The organism is Idiomarina baltica OS145, assembly GCF_000152885.1.
Lineage (GTDB): Bacteria > Pseudomonadota > Gammaproteobacteria > Enterobacterales > Alteromonadaceae > Idiomarina > Idiomarina baltica.
Genome location: NZ_CH672403.1, coordinates 66,552 through 81,667, shown reverse-complemented (window position 1 = coordinate 81,667; position 15,116 = coordinate 66,552). Strand labels below are relative to the sequence as shown.

The window sequence follows — 15,116 nt, the reverse complement described above, 5'->3', positions numbered from 1 at the left end:
CTATGCGTTAACGCGTTTACCTAAAGTACCCAGCCGACTGGCGCCCGTCACTGCGGGCAGGTTGGCTGGTTTGTTATTGTCAAAACACCATCCTAGCCAAGCAAATGCCATTGCCTCAACGTGTTGAGGCGCGACACCGTATTGGGCACTGTCTGCCAATGTCACCTTGTCGGGCAGGTACTGAGCAATGCGCTCCAGTAAAAACGAATTAAACGCACCGCCACCGCATACAATGAGCTGAGTAGGAATCTCGGGTAACCATTGAAAGCTATCCACAGCACTTTTAGCGGTTAATTCTAGTAACGTGCGTTGCACATCTTGTGGGCGATATGGCTGATCTATAAAGCGCTCCAACCAAGCTAAATTGAAATGCTCCCGACCACTGCTCTTAGGGGGAGGGTTCTGAAAGAATGGATCATTGAGTAGATCTTCTAACAGCTTGACCTGTAATATGCCTTGTTGCGCCCATCGACCTTGCTGATCAAACCGTTTCCCTTGGTGACGCTCGATCCACTGATCGAGCAGGGTGTTGGCTGGGCCCGTATCAAAACCAAGCGCGATGCCCTTTTGAGTATCTAAATAGCTGATATTAGCAATACCACCAAGGTTCAGTATTGCAATAGGGGTTCGATGAGTGTTTGTAAAAATAAACTGATGAAAAGCCGGTACCAACGGTGCACCTTGACCGCCAAGTGCGAGATCACGAGCACGAAAATCAAAAATAACCGGTAGGCCTACTTGAACTGATAGCCAATCGGCATCATTGAGCTGAATGCTATAGCCGACCTGTCCGCTGTGCTTTGGAGGAGCGTGCCAAAGCGTTTGACCATGGCTGGCAACGGCTGAAATTGCTTGTTTTTCGACTTTAGCCTTCTCGATCAGTTGCAACGTAGCGTCAGCACATAACGCTGCGTATTCGCGAGCAAGGTATTGATAATCGGTAACGGATAGATCAGGACGACAGGCGTGTTCGAGCCGTTGCTTTAGCTCGTTTGGAATGGAAACTGCGTGTGCATCAATAAATTGAACTCTATCGGGTTTGATGTCACATAGCACCGCATCAACAGCGTCCATGCTGGTGCCGGACATCAAACCAATATACAAGCTCATCAGCGCATTGCCAGATAGATTCGCTTGTTGTCGTTGAGTACCGCAACGAGTTGCTGGGCATGTGCTCTAAATGCTGGCAGCTCCGACTCTGAAAGCGATTTAGCTTTTGGCAACTCCACGGTACGTGGGTTACGGTGTACGCCATTAACTAAGAATTCATAATGTAAATGAGCACCCGTCACACGACCTGTAGAACCCACTCGACCTATAATCTGCCCCTGTGAAACGCGGTCGCCCGTTTTGACATGTTTACGACTCAAGTGAAGATACTTAGTAACGTAACGCTCACCATGCTGAATAAACACATAGTTACCATTGAGTGAATTATAACTTGCCTTAATTACGCGACCGTCACCGGCGGACATGACCGGCGTACCAACCGCCGCGACATAGTCGGTCCCATTGTGAGGACGTACTCGACCCGTGACCGGATGCAGTCGACGCGGATTAAAGTTTGAGCTAACGTATGTGAAGTTGACCGGTGAACGCAAGAAAGTTTTGCGCATCGCACGACCTTCCGGTGTGTAATAACGACCGTTTTCCGCGTTCAATACAGCTTGAAAAACTTCGCCCTGATTAACAAACTCGGCCGCTAGAATTTTGCCGTAACCAACAAACTCACCGTCGACGAACTCGCGCTCGAATAATACGCTAAACTCATCTCCTTTACGCAGATCGAGTGCAAAGTCGATATCCCAACCAAAAATATTTGCGACGCTCATGATCTGGTTATCGGTCATTCCCGCGTTCATCGCAGCGCTCCAAAAGCTGCTATCGATGACAGCATGAGCAAACTCCGTACGCGTCTCTACTTCGCGCGTTTCGATTTCAGATACAAAGTCTTCGTTCTGTCGTGTGATAATTAAGGTTTGCAAACCGCTAATATGATGAACCAGTTGCACGAGCTCGTCGTTGCTATCGGTTGCAATGCGGAGCTCATCGCCGGGATGCATATTGCGTAATTTTTTCGCCTCGCTACCCGAATGCGTTACCCGATAAAGTTGCTGTGCGGAAAAGCCCAGCGTATCAAATATCTTAGCTAAACTATCGCCACTTTTAACCACGTAGGTTTGCCAGAAAAGTTCAGGCTGTTGATTATCGACTTGTTGCTCGGGCTCAAAAACGAGATCAAGCTGATAGCGTTGACCCGGCAAAAGCTGCTCTGGCTTTGTGCTATTTTTAGAGGCGGTTGCTTGTTCGGTTGGCACGAACAGCAACAAGAATAACAGCGCACTCACAGAGCTGATTAGCACTCTATGGGAGCGAGGTAAATCAACGATAAACTGTTTGATTTTATGTACTGCTTGGACATTCATTTGGTTGCGCACTTCGTTATTTGTTTAAACTTCGCTCAAGGCGATTTTCTTGAGGATAATATGAAAAATTCAAGAATACCAGTATTAAAGAGGTTAAAACAGGGCTATAAATGGCGTAAACTAACACTTTTACACTTTATTCACGACGTAGGAGATTGGCTCAATGACCCCTCAGGTGGCCGAAGCAATAGCAGAAATTACACGCGGTGCCGATGAAGTCCTTATCGAGAGTGAACTTGCTGACAAGCTAGAGCAGGGTAAACCTCTGATTATCAAGGCAGGCTTTGATCCGACCGCACCGGATCTTCATTTAGGCCACACGGTCTTAATTAATAAGCTGCGTGTATTTCAGGATTATGGCCATAAGGTGGTTTTCCTCATTGGTGACTTCACCGGGATGATTGGTGATCCGACGGGCAAAAACGTTACGCGTAAACCGTTAACGCGAGAGGATGTTCTGGCAAACGCGGAAACTTACAAAGAGCAAGTTTTTAAAATTCTCGATCCGACGAAAACAGAAATTCGCTTTAATTCAGAGTGGATGAATAATCTCGGCGCGGATGGCATGATTAAACTAGCAGCGCGCCAAACTGTGGCTCGCATGTTAGAGCGAGATGATTTCAAGAAGCGCTATCAGGCCAATCAGTCTATCGCGATTCATGAGTTTTTGTATCCTCTTGTGCAAGGCTGGGATTCTGTCGAACTCAAGGCCGATGTTGAAATGGGGGGTACCGACCAGCGTTTTAACTTGTTGATGGGACGCGAGCTTCAGAAAGAAGAAGGGCAGCGCCCTCAAACGGTCATCATGATGCCTTTACTCGAAGGGCTCGACGGCGTTCAAAAAATGTCGAAGTCATTGAATAACTATATTGGTATTACTGAGCCCGCTAACGAGATGTTCGGCAAGGTCATGTCGATATCAGATGAACTGATGTGGCGTTACTTTGAGTTATTGAGCTTCCGTCCGTTGGAACAAGTCGAAGACTTTAAACAGCAAGTCGCTGATGGTGAAAACCCGCGTAATATCAAAGTTCTTCTAGCTAAGGAAATCATTGCGCGCTTCCATGATGAAGCAGCAGCAGATAAGGCGGAACAAGACTTTATCCAGCGGTTCCAGAAAAATGCGATACCGGATGATATCAAAGAAGTTGAAGTCAAAGTTGGAGACGACGGTATCGCCATTGGCAACGCCTTGAAGGAGGCGGGGTTGGTATCGTCAACATCTGATGCGATGCGTATGATTAAACAGTCAGCCGTCAAGCGGGATGGTGAGAAAATCACTGACACGAAACTGATGTGCACAAAAGAAGATTCAGGCGTATATCAAGTCGGCAAGCGCAAATTTGCTAAAATTATCTTTGTTTAATTCGCGATGGCGATAAAAAAAGGCTTGCCCACTGGGCAAGCCTTTTTTGGATAATCACCTAATTTAAACGGTGAAGCTCTTAATTGAGTCTTGTAATTCATCTGCCAACTTGGCAACTTCATTGGATGCCTGCGCTGTTTGTTTCGAACCCGACGCGGTTTGTTCTGCAATGGATACGATGGCTTCCAGACGCTCACTGATATCATGCGCCGTACGGCTTTGCTCTTGCGCTGCACTGGCAATGTGAGTGCTGCTATCCGCCGCTTGATGTACTGACTCGGTGATTGCATTGAGTGCTGAAGCGGCCTCGTCGGTCTGCTGTACACTTTGCTCCGCCTGTGCCCGACCGCGCTCCATCACTTCGACAGCACGTTGAGAGTCGGTTTGCAGAGATTCGATCATACTTTGAATTTCTTCAGTCGACTCTTGAGTTCGACTCGCCAACGTGCGCACCTCGTCGGCAACGACTGCAAATCCGCGTCCTTGCTCACCCGCACGCGCTGCTTCAATAGCCGCGTTGAGCGCCAATAGGTTGGTTTGGTCGGCAATACCGCGGATCACATCCAAAATACCGCCGATATTTTTACTGTTTTCAGAAAGCTGATTGATGACCGAAGAGGCACCTTCTATTTCTTTTGCAAGCTGTTCAATTGTAGCGCGGTTCTGTTCTGAAATACCGCGTACTCGTTTAGCTTCTTGGTCGGAATGTTGGATTTCAGCTAACGCTTGGTCGGCGCCACTTGCCATTTCACTCGCCGTGCTATTCATTTCTTGAGTTGCTGTTGCAACTTGCTCGATTTGACTGCGTTGTTCTTCAATCGCGTGTGTGGTTTGATCCGAGACGCTTGAGGACTCTTCCGCTGCCGTTGCCAACTGTGTTGCTCGATTCGCAATACCTTCGATCAGTTTACGCAGGTTGTCGGTTAGCTTATTGGTATTCTCAGCGAGCGTACCAAACTCATCTTGCGAATCATATGCAACACGCTCAGTGAGATTTCCCTCGGCCATAATATTGAGCATGTGGTTTACTTTGCCGAGCGGGTTGCTGATGCTTCGGACGGTTACCCACGATATCACGACGGCAAGCGCAATAGATACAATAGTTAAAATGCTATTTATCCAGCTTGAGGTCGAGATGGATGACTCAACATTAGTGCGTGTTTCGTCAGCGATGCTACGCACAGCAGCTTGTAGTTCATTTGCTAACTCAATCAACCCATCCAATTCTTGTTTCGATTGAGCTAACGTTTGTTGTTCGACATCACGTGTTTTCAAACGCGCGACAATGTTATCTGGGTAAGACCCCGCGCCTTGCAAATTGCTCAGAGCACCGCGAATAAGAGTAAGTCCGTCATTGACCAATTTTTCGTTATCACTCGTTACCGCAGACTCCAAGCTGTCTAAACGTGGGCGCAGTGAATCGATATTGATCCCGATCTCGCTCTGAATTACTTCTGCGCGATCAATTGCATCTGCTTTACTTAAATCGTACATCAGTGTTACTAACGACGATAAAGATGATTCTATGGAGCGTGCTAGCTGTTTAACCTCAGGCACGTCTGACATGTCTGAGGTATCAAGCATCATGATTGATGCGTCATCAATATTAAATGCGATGTCGTCTAACTGAGCTTTTGCCGTTTGCTCTAGCTCTAAATATTTGCGTTGCTGTGCGAATAGATTGTCTATCGAGTCGACATACTTATTAGCATCGGTTTCCAGTCGCTCAACGAGCTTCGAATAACCTTCGCCTCGAATTAAGTTCATGGTTTGATCAAGCGAATTCGAAAACTGTTGTCTTGTGCTGGAGAAGCTTTGAGTGTGGCTTTGGAGCTGATCTAATGACTCATCGTAATACGTTTCACTTTGCAGAGCGCCGAGCTGCAATACGTCGACTTTAAGACCCGCTACGCTTTCTAGGGCAGGAACTGCCTTATCATTTAAACGTTCAACCGATGAGCCTATACTGTTAATGTTAAACAGTGAGCTCAAACTGATCACAAGCAAAAGCAAAGTAATCAGTGCGAAGCCACCAATAACTCGCATTGCAACAGTCATTTTCATAAGATAGTCCTCAGCATCGCTACAACTACAGTTGGGACAGAGCAGGCTGTGTAAAGTATTTCGCTTCCTCTAAATGAAAAAGCGTCATGTGTTGACCCCAAACACAACCTGTGTCTAAACCAATATATTTCGTATTTTGAGTTTCTCCCATGAGTGCCGCCCAGTGTCCGAAAACAATGCGGTCATTACTATGGGACAATTCAAACCAGGGTTTCCACTGAGCGTCCGTGTCTATTCGTGGATGGTTTTTTCGGTGAAAGTCCAGCTCACCGGTTTTGCTACAAAAACGCATGCGCGTAAACGCATTGATTATAAATCGGTATCGGTCAAATCCACTAAGACTTGAGCGCCAATTGCTAGGTTGATTAGAAAACATATGGTTTACTAACCGCGGCATGTCATCACTGGTTAGTAACTGTTCAACTTCGTTTGCATGCTCAGCCGCCTGCTGAGTTGACCAAAGCGGATAGACGCCAGCATGGCATAACAACGTGTTGTGGTGCTTGAAATGATGTAGTAATGGTTGCTGACGGATCCAGTCGATATAATCAAGTCGTCTAGACGATGAAATAACAGCCTCTAATTTGTCCTTTGGATTCACTTCGCGCGCACCCAACAGGATAGCTAATAAGTTCAGATCATGATTGCCAAGTACCGTGTTTACAGAAGAGCCGCTATTAAGGAAGAAATCTATCGAAGCTTTTGAGTCAGGCCCTCGCGCAACGATATCACCAACGCACCACAGTGAGTCCGATTTATGGGAAAAGCCTACCTGATTCAGTAGCTCCATAAGTTCGGAATAACAGCCTTGGATATCACCAACTATATATGTCGCCATCGATCTAATGAATAATATTGGGAATGGCTAAACGAAATGAGGGAATTGGCACCTTAAACTGTTCACCTTGCTCAGAAAACATTAAGTAATGACCCTCCATCATGCCGACTGGAGTCGCAATAACAGTACCGCTGGTATAACTAAATGACTTTCCTGGCGCAATCGTTGGCTGCTGGCCAATGACCCCTTCGCCAGCGACGCGGGTGATTTTTCCTTCAGCATCAGTAATACGCCACTCGCGACTTTTAAGTGTCACGTCTTGGGCAGCGTTATTACTAATCTTTATGGTATACGAAAACACATATTGACCCTGATTAGGGTTAGATTGAGCCGCAATATATTGCGTAGAAACTTCGATATGGACTTGTGTTTTTACCGTCATAAGGACTTCTGATTATCCGTCAGCCAATCCGATATTCTACAATAGTCAGCAACTGTGAGTGTTTCTGGGCGAGCACTCGGGTTAATGCCTAGTGCCTCTAATTGCGTATCATCAATGAGCTTTTTAAGGTTGTTTTTAATTGTTTTACGTCTTTGATTAAAAGCTGTCAAACATAACGACTGCAATTGTTGAACATCCTTTACAGGCGTTGGGCTCTTCACGTAGGGTCGCAAACGCACAACAGCTGATTCAACTTTAGGCGGTGGAGTAAATGCTTCAGGTGGCACATCCAATACTTTTTGAACCTCGCAGCGTTGTTGCACACTCACGGTGATACGACCATATGTTTTACTGCCAGGCTCAGCTGTTAATCGATCAACCACTTCTTTTTGTAACATGAAGTGCATATCCTCGACATAATCGCTGAACTTTAACAAATGAAAAATTAGAGGTGTCGAAATATTATAAGGTAAATTACCAAACACGCGTAGTTTTTGCTCAGGAGAGGCGAACGCTTTAAAGTCGATTTTCATGGCATCGCCACGAATGACGTCCAAATGCTGACTCAAAAACGGATGGGTCTCTAAACGGTCGGCGAGATCTCTGTCTAACTCTACAACGCGAAGTTGCTGGCACCTTTCTGCCACTGGCTCGGTTAATGCAGCTAGGCCTGGTCCTATCTCAACTAAATTTTCACCTGGCTGTGGATGAATCGCATCGACAATTGATTCGATAATGTGTTCATCATTTAGAAAGTTTTGACCAAATCGCTTTCGCGCTCGGTGACCTAAGTGAGTTTTGCTCATAATTTTGAGTTATTTACCATATCAATTGCTGTCTTTATGGCGAGTTGACAGCTACCTGAGTTAATCGCTGGACTGCCTGCCATATCCAATGCCGTACCATGGTCGACTGATGTTCGAATATAAGGTAATCCGAGTGTAATATTCACCGCTTTGCCAAAGCCTTTATATTTTAACACAGGTAGACCTTGATCGTGGTACATCGCAACGACAGCTGACGCCGACTCCAAGTACTTGGGCTGAAAGACTGTATCAGCAGGGTAAGGGCCAGACACCGTCATTCCCCTAGTTTGTAATGACCTTATTACGGGCGCAATAATTGTTTCTTCCTCATGCCCGAGATGACCTCCCTCGCCGGCATGCGGATTCAATCCGCACACTAATATGTTGGGTTGCTCCTCTCCAAATTTTTGTCGCAAATCCGCGTCCAAGATTGTGATAATCTTCTCTAGACGTTCAGGTGTAATCGCTTTTGATACGTAAGCAAGCGGAATGTGAGTGGTTACTAACGCAACGCGTAACCCTTCTGTTGCCAGCATCATTACAACATCAGAACAGTCTGCTTTATTCGCAAAAAACTCGGTATGACCAGAAAAAGCGACACCTGCTTCGTTAATAATACCTTTGTGTACAGGCCCGGTAACGATAGCGTCAAACTCTCCGCTTAAATTACCATCCGAGGCAATGGATAGGGTCTCCACAACGTATTGACCGTTAGCGACGTTCAGCGCTCCAGCAATTGCGGTTTCAGCAAGGGGAACGTGTTTTATAAGCAACTGACCTGGTTGCATTGGCGACTGAGGGCGGGCACCTTCATAGGGAATGAGTTCAAGTGGCAGGTTGAGTTCCGTGGCTCGTTGTTTGAGTAAGCCTGCATCCGCAATGGCAACAATATCTGCTTGCCAATGCTGTTGTGCCATCATAACGGCTAAATCGGGACCTACCCCGGCGGGCTCGCCGGGGGTAAAAGCGAGTAATGGTCGCATTTTACTTGGCTACGACGCGAACATAAGCACGATCGCGCATTTCTTGTCGCCACGTGTCCACTTCTTCTCGATACTTGCGCGAGAATAGCATTTGGTATGCCTTGTCGCGTTTACTTTCCTGCGTGGCATCGAGCGTGCGGCGGTCAGTCACCTCTACAATATGCCAGCCAAATTGGGTGCGGAAAGGTTCGCTGATCACACCTTTTTCCAACGTACTGACGCGTTGTTTGAATTCTTCGGCATACCGATCTGGACGTGACCAACCTAAGTCCCCTCCGCGTGATGCGGACCCTGGATCAGCGGAGTGCTCTTTCGCCAATTCGGCAAATGTTTTTTCACCACTTAAGATTTGCTCACGAAACTGAGCAAGCATTTCTTTGGCTTTGTTATCCGATAAAATCACTGATGGCTTAATAAGAATATGTCGCGCTTTGACTTCCTGTACTTCGACGACTTGCTCGCCTCGCTTATCTGCGACTTGTAAAATATGAAAGCCCACGCCGCTGCGGATAGGGCCAATAATTTCACCTTTTGATTTACCTTTTACGACCTCTGCGAACAATGTCGGCATGGAATTCTCAGTCATCCAGCCAAGATCACCGCCGTCTAGCGCATTTGAGCCTGACGATGAACGAATAGCAAGTTGCGAAAAGTCTTCACCTTCCTCGAGGCGATCGATGACGGCTTGCGCGCGACGTTTGGCCGCTTCCTGCTTTTCATTCGGTGCGTCAGAGTCAACACCAATCAAAATTTGGCGTAAACGGTACTCTGTAGGTGAAGCGTCATTTTGCTCAATCAAGTTGACTAAATTCTCTACTTCTTGTGGCGTGACAGAAACACGTCTCTGAACAGCGGCTCGCTCAACTTGGCTCGTGATTATCTCAGTTTTAATCTGCTCGCGAAATGCCGGCCAGCTTTGCCCAGAGTTAATTGTATTCTCGCGCAGCTCGTCGACACTCATGCCGCGATCCTGCGCTATCCTCGAGATGGCTTGGTCAAGCTGAGCTTCCGATACCTCAATACCCATGCGTTCCGCCATCTGCAGCTGAAGCTCCTGCTGGATCAAGCGTTCGGTCGCTTGCGTGCGTAGCACCTTGTCTGATGGTGCATTAGCCGATGAGAAGTTTTCGGATTGTTTTACTTGTTTTATAAGCTGCTCAATTTGGCTTTCTAAAATAACGCCATCGTCGACAATAACTGCCACGCGGTCCAGCACTTGTTGTGCATGCGCCACCGTTGCGGTTATGCACATCATCAACGCGATACTGACTGATGTGCTGAATTTAACTAACTGTTTCATTATTTGTACCACTAGTTACTTAAGTAAAAAGGTCGTCTGTAGCCGTAAATGCTTTTCTCTAACATTTCGATCAGACTGCTTCCGTCGCTTGAAAGGCCGCTGATGATAAACTGTAAGCTAACACCGTTGTCAAATTCGGGTGCCGCAAACGTGCTTTGCATCATACCAGCGTTTGCCGCTCCAGCCATAGCAGGCTCTAAATTCAGGTTGATTCGACGGTACGCACTTACACGTAGCGCCCAACAACAACTGCTGTACTGCACCCCAAGAATGGCATCATTGGTGCGGCGATTTACCAAATCATAGTAAATGTTAGCAGCGACCTGCCATTGGTTATTAATTTCCCAAACCGCTTGCGCGCCGACTTGTTCAATATCGCTATTTAAAATATTGGTTGCTTTACGATGATTCACTTGAAGCAAGTTTTTATTGTCAAAGCGATATTCTAAAGCGGTCTGACTCTTTCGTGTTTGATTTAGTTCCGTATCGTATTGTAACGCGCTCTTGATACTCCAATGAGGGGTAATCGCCCATGTTAAGTCGGCAACCCATTCTGTATTGCTGGATGTCCGCGACGTATTTTGCTGCAATAGCTCGGTCCGACTTTTATCAAAATAATAAATTTGGCCAAACGCAAAGCGCAACAGTTCACGCTCGCGCTTATCAAAAATGCTTGTTGTGGCACCATAGGTTATTTGATTCGCTTCTGCAATGCGGTCTAAACCGGAATAGCGCTGGGCGCGGAACAGGCCGTAATAATCGTCTTGCATCAGCGATGTATCATAGATGCCGATATTAGACTGGTCTTTGTACGGGACGTAGAGGTATTGAAGTTGTGGTACCAATGTTTGGCGGTATGCGTCAACGCCGTCGCCGTCAAAAAAGCGCTCTAGGTGCAGGCGACCTCTTAAGCGAGCTCTTGGCAACGCGCGCGACACGGACTCGTCGAGCTCAGGGCTTGTCCCTTGTTGACGATAGTGCGTATATAAATAAGTGATTTCAGCTTCACCATCGTAAGCAGGCGCTTCGAGCGCGTAACTTAAGCTGGGTTGAAGGTGGGCGCGTGTCGCGTATACGTTTGAGTCGTCTTGGCTTTGAAAGTAGGTGAGTTCGCTTTCGATCGCCCAGTTAAAGCCCGTGTATGCACCTTCATCGTAACGCATTGAAATTTGTGGCAGTGTTCTAAACGGGCTTTGATATTGCCCTAGTAGTTCGTAGTCTTCAGCACGGATGCGTGCAAAAAAGTTATCCTTTAAATAATCAACTTGCGCCACACGGTACAAGTGGGTGTCTGCTCGCCCCGCAAAATCACTACCAAAATCATTGAGATAGTTGTCATCACTGATTTGCGTTGCATCCACATAGGCGCGCCAGTGCTCGCCGAGTTGCGCTTGCTGATCAATATGCCATAAATAGCGATCGGCGTTATCGAGTCGAAGTGAGTCGCTTTGAAGGTACTCAAGATTGATTTGACCACCATAGCTATCGGTTAGAAAGCGGTACTCTGTTTTTAACATTGTCCCGCGCTTACTAATGTATACGGGAGCAAGCGTTGCATCCATATTCGGCGCAATATTAAAGTAATAAGGGACTTCTACCTCAAGGCCACTGACAGATGAGGTATCAATGGTCGGATAAAGAAACCCTGTTTTACGTTTATCGTTAACTGGAAACGTAAAATACGGTAAATAAATAACGGGGATATCGAACAACTCAACTTTAGCGCCCCATGCCTCACCAAAGTCTTCTGATTGACTGATTTCGATTCGATCAGCAGTCAGTTTCCAAGCCGGATCTGTCGTTGGACAGGTCGTGAAACTTGAAGAAAACAGATTGACGTGCTGCTCAGATAAACGCAGTAGCTGGGCTTCGCCACGCGCTTGTGTGGTTTTCATTCGATATTCAGTATCGCGTAATTCGGCGGTTGCTGAAACGCCATTATAATTAAACGATTGACCTTTGACTTGAATATAACCGTCAGAAAACAGAACGCCTTGATTCGCATCGATGGTTTGTTTTTCTTGATTGATCCGTGCAGACTCAGTGAGAAGCCATTGACCATCCTGACGGATACTCACGTTACCAGAGAATAACGCTTCGCCATTGTTGCTGACATTGGAGTTATCAGAGTGGACTAATATGCTACCAGGGAGTTGTGCAGAAACGTCGAAGTCGGGTTCTTCGAAACGCCACTGATTATAGCGGGCTGAGCACACATTAGTAAGCTCCTGCTGAGCAGAAACTGACGCGCTGAGTAAGGTAAATAAGACAGCGGACGCTTTGGCAACTTTGTAACGCAATGGCAAGATACTAATCCGTTTTGAGTTGTTAATTAATGATTAGAGACAAGCTTGGTATAATAAAGCAAATCTGCGTATTCTGCTATTTTAGTACGCATAAATAGAGATTAAATTTGCCAAATAATGGCACACAGAGGGGGCATTTTGGAAGATTCTCGTGAGATTGGTCTGGCAGCATGGTGTGAGGCGCAGACGGGGTATCCTCAAACGCAACTGGAAGTGGTTTCTGGTGACGCGAGTTTTAGACGCTACTTTCGAGCTTCAGATGGTCAACGTAGCTTAATTGCTGTTGATTGCCCACCCGATAAAGAAGATATGCGCCCTTTTCTTCTCGTAGCGGACGCTTATCAAGCGGCAAATATTCCCGTGCCGCTGGTATTGAACGTTGATTTGAAGCAGGGATACATGTTGCAGACAGACTTGGGCCACACGGTACTATTGTCGAAACTCCAAGCGCAAAACGCACGCCAATACTATGATCAAGCGCTTTCGATTTTGCCACGAGTTATGGGGGTGACGGCAACAGCGGAAGGCGATTTACCACGCTTTGATCGAGCATTGTTAGATCGCGAACTGGCATTGTTTAAAGATTGGTTGTTGATGCAGCACCTCGATCTTGACTGGGATGATCGCGACGACGAACTATGGTCTGAATTCTGCGAGCTGATAGTGAGTAATGCATTTGCTCAGCCACAGGTTGGTGTGCACCGAGATTATCACTCCCGCAACTTGATGGTGACGCCTAAAGGGCTTGGTGTTATCGACTTTCAAGATGCGGTTATCGGGCCGATTACCTATGACGCGGTCTCGCTACTGAGAGATTGTTACATTGAGTGGCCTGATGAGTTAGTCGATGAGCTATCTCAACGGTTACGGAGCCAACTGCAGGAGGATGGGCTACTAAGTGCAGATATTGAGCCAGAACAGTGGCAACGCTGGTTCGACTGGATGGGACTTCAGCGGCATACGAAAGCCGCAGGCATTTTTGCCCGACTAGCGCACCGTGATGATAAAACCGGTTACTTGAAAGACGTGCCTCGTACATTAGGCTATCTGAGTAAAGTCAGTGCACGTTATCCGGAATTAAGTAACTACCACCAATGGCTGACCCAACGTATTATACCCAAATGGGAAAACTCATGAGAGCGATGATACTGGCCGCAGGTCGCGGAAAGCGTATGCAACCTCTGACTAACTTGACCCCAAAACCACTTTTAACCGTTGCGGGCAAACCTTTGATCGAGTACATCATTGAGAAGTTGGTGGGGGCCGGGGTCTCGCAAATTGTGATTAATCATGCTTGGTTAGGGGATCAAATCGAGTCTCAGCTTGGCGATGGTTCACGTTGGGGAGTGAAGATTATTTATTCTCCCGAACCTGACGGTGGGTTAGAAACAGCGGGCGGCATCATTAATGCTCTACCAATGCTGGGAACAGCGCCTTTTTGGGTCATTAATGGCGATATTTTTATCTCATCCGACTTAACAGACTTGCCAACTCAACTTGAGACGAACGACTTGGCTCACCTATTACTCGTCGATAACCCTGAACATAACCTCAGCGGCGACTTTGCCTTGCAAGATGGCCGGGTAGTAGCCCAGTCTCTCGAGCAGACTGGATTTACGTTCGCCGGCATTGGCTTATATGACCCAGCATTTTTTGCCGGTTACGGCGATGGGTATAGGCCATTGAAGCCCTTGCTGCTCGATGCAATTAATCAGAGAAAAGTGGCGGGGAGTCTACTAAAAGGTGCTTGGACGGATGTGGGAACGCCAACGCGTTTGAGTCAGTTAAATCAAGAAGTAGAGGAAACATAATGATTTGGGGAAAGGTGATTGGTGCGCTAGCGGGCTATCTGTTTTTGCGATTGCCCGGAGCTATCATCGGCGTATTAATCGGACACTGGTTTGACCGAGGAATGGCTCAGGACTTTGCCAGCCGTGGTGGTTTTGGGCAGTTTATGAGTGGCAAACGTGATGCCGATAAAGATGCATTATTTTTATATACCCTGTTTGCAGTGATGGGACATCTTGCTAAAGCAAAAGGACGCGTGACCGAGCGAGATATTGCACAAGCATCGGAACTGATGGACCGATTCCGACTCGATTCTGAAGCGAGAGGAGAGGCGCAAGAGGCGTTTCGAGAAGGGAAGCAGGCGACTTTTCCACTGGAAGATACGATGAAGCGGTTTAGGGAGTCATTTTATGGCAACCGTGAGGTATTTCAGGTCTTTATGGAACAGTTGATGGCTTTGGCTCTTAATGACGGTGTACTTGATCGAGGTGAGCATGAAGTCCTTGTTAATGTTGGTAAAGCGCTGGGTTTCAGGCGGTTTCAGATTGATCAGTGGCTTGCGATGCAGAAAGCCGCATTTAGGTTTCATCAACACCGTTCGCAAGGAAACGCGGGGAGCCAACAGGCTAAGCCGTCGCGTAATGAACTTCAAGATGCATATGAAGTGTTAGGAGTGAAGCCAGAACAGTCAGATGCGGAGATTAAAAAAGCGTATCGCAAGCTGATGGCGCGCCATCATCCTGACAAGCTTGCGTCAAAAGGGTTGCCGGAGCATGTGATGAAAGAAGCACAAAAACGCGCCCAGGATATCCAATCAGCCTATGAAGCAATCAAAAAACACCGTGACATACGGTAGC

The 15,116-nt window shown here is 47.0% G+C and carries 13 protein-coding genes; 4 read left to right on the top strand and 9 right to left on the bottom strand.

Annotated elements, in window-relative coordinates:
- A complete protein-coding gene (locus OS145_RS01815; protein ID WP_006954289.1) occupies positions 1 to 1,110 on the bottom strand; it encodes an anhydro-N-acetylmuramic acid kinase in 1,110 nt (369 codons plus the stop codon).
- Complete coding sequence (locus tag OS145_RS01810; protein WP_006954288.1) at positions 1,110 to 2,426, bottom strand: peptidoglycan DD-metalloendopeptidase family protein; 1,317 nt, start codon at positions 2,424 to 2,426, stop codon at positions 1,110 to 1,112. Before OS145_RS01810 ends, OS145_RS01815 begins: the two co-directional genes overlap by 1 nt.
- Before the next feature lie 163 nt (positions 2,427 to 2,589).
- Here OS145_RS01810 and tyrS point away from each other — a divergent pair, with 163 nt between their 5' ends.
- Positions 2,590 to 3,792, top strand: coding sequence for a tyrosine--tRNA ligase (tyrS, locus tag OS145_RS01805; protein ID WP_006954286.1), 1,203 nt, complete (start codon positions 2,590 to 2,592; stop codon positions 3,790 to 3,792).
- A 63-nt stretch (positions 3,793 to 3,855) separates the two neighbouring features.
- Here tyrS and OS145_RS01800 read toward each other — a convergent pair whose 3' ends face one another.
- From OS145_RS01800 to OS145_RS01770, 7 genes are read right to left on the bottom strand one after another with little or no spacing between them, the layout of a single operon-like run.
- Entirely contained in the window at positions 3,856 to 5,856 is a 2,001-nt protein-coding gene (locus OS145_RS01800; protein ID WP_006954284.1) for a methyl-accepting chemotaxis protein, read from the bottom strand.
- Positions 5,857 to 5,881: 25 nt separating this feature from the next.
- The gene (locus OS145_RS01795; RefSeq protein ID WP_040487580.1) at positions 5,882 to 6,694 is read right to left on the bottom strand and encodes a symmetrical bis(5'-nucleosyl)-tetraphosphatase; all 813 of its coding nucleotides are present in this window, start codon (positions 6,692 to 6,694) and stop codon (positions 5,882 to 5,884) included.
- 4 nt (positions 6,695 to 6,698) lie between these two features.
- Positions 6,699 to 7,076 carry a Co2+/Mg2+ efflux facilitator ApaG/CorD gene (apaG, locus tag OS145_RS01790; protein WP_006954280.1) on the bottom strand — a complete coding sequence of 126 codons (378 nt, stop codon included), beginning with the start codon at positions 7,074 to 7,076 and terminating at the stop codon, positions 6,699 to 6,701.
- Positions 7,073 to 7,882: a 16S rRNA (adenine(1518)-N(6)/adenine(1519)-N(6))-dimethyltransferase RsmA gene (gene rsmA, locus OS145_RS01785; protein WP_006954278.1), complete on the bottom strand. Its 810-nt coding sequence runs from the start codon at positions 7,880 to 7,882 to the stop codon at positions 7,073 to 7,075. Before rsmA ends, apaG begins: the two co-directional genes overlap by 4 nt.
- Positions 7,879 to 8,865 (bottom strand): 4-hydroxythreonine-4-phosphate dehydrogenase PdxA, encoded by a 987-nt coding sequence (gene pdxA, locus OS145_RS01780; RefSeq protein ID WP_006954276.1) that lies wholly within the window; start codon positions 8,863 to 8,865, stop codon positions 7,879 to 7,881. The genes rsmA and pdxA overlap by 4 nt, the downstream gene beginning before the upstream one ends.
- Position 8,866: 1 nt before the next feature.
- A complete protein-coding gene (gene surA / locus OS145_RS01775) occupies positions 8,867 to 10,165 on the bottom strand; it encodes a peptidylprolyl isomerase SurA (protein ID WP_006954274.1) in 1,299 nt (432 codons plus the stop codon).
- 11 nt (positions 10,166 to 10,176) lie between these two features.
- Positions 10,177 to 12,471 carry an LPS-assembly protein LptD gene (locus OS145_RS01770; protein ID WP_006954272.1) on the bottom strand — a complete coding sequence of 765 codons (2,295 nt, stop codon included), beginning with the start codon at positions 12,469 to 12,471 and terminating at the stop codon, positions 10,177 to 10,179.
- 138 nt (positions 12,472 to 12,609) lie between these two features.
- On the opposite strand from OS145_RS01770, the gene OS145_RS01765 reads away from it, so the two are divergent.
- The 3 genes from OS145_RS01765 to djlA are packed head-to-tail and all read left to right on the top strand — an operon-like array spanning position 12,610 to position 15,115.
- A complete protein-coding gene (locus OS145_RS01765) occupies positions 12,610 to 13,608 on the top strand; it encodes an aminoglycoside phosphotransferase family protein (protein ID WP_006954269.1) in 999 nt (332 codons plus the stop codon).
- The gene (gene murU, locus OS145_RS01760) at positions 13,605 to 14,282 is read left to right on the top strand and encodes an N-acetylmuramate alpha-1-phosphate uridylyltransferase MurU (RefSeq protein WP_006954267.1); all 678 of its coding nucleotides are present in this window, start codon (positions 13,605 to 13,607) and stop codon (positions 14,280 to 14,282) included. The genes OS145_RS01765 and murU overlap by 4 nt, the downstream gene beginning before the upstream one ends.
- Positions 14,282 to 15,115 (top strand): co-chaperone DjlA, encoded by an 834-nt coding sequence (gene djlA / locus OS145_RS01755; protein ID WP_006954265.1) that lies wholly within the window; start codon positions 14,282 to 14,284, stop codon positions 15,113 to 15,115. The genes murU and djlA overlap by 1 nt, the downstream gene beginning before the upstream one ends.
- Position 15,116 lies beyond the last annotated feature (1 nt).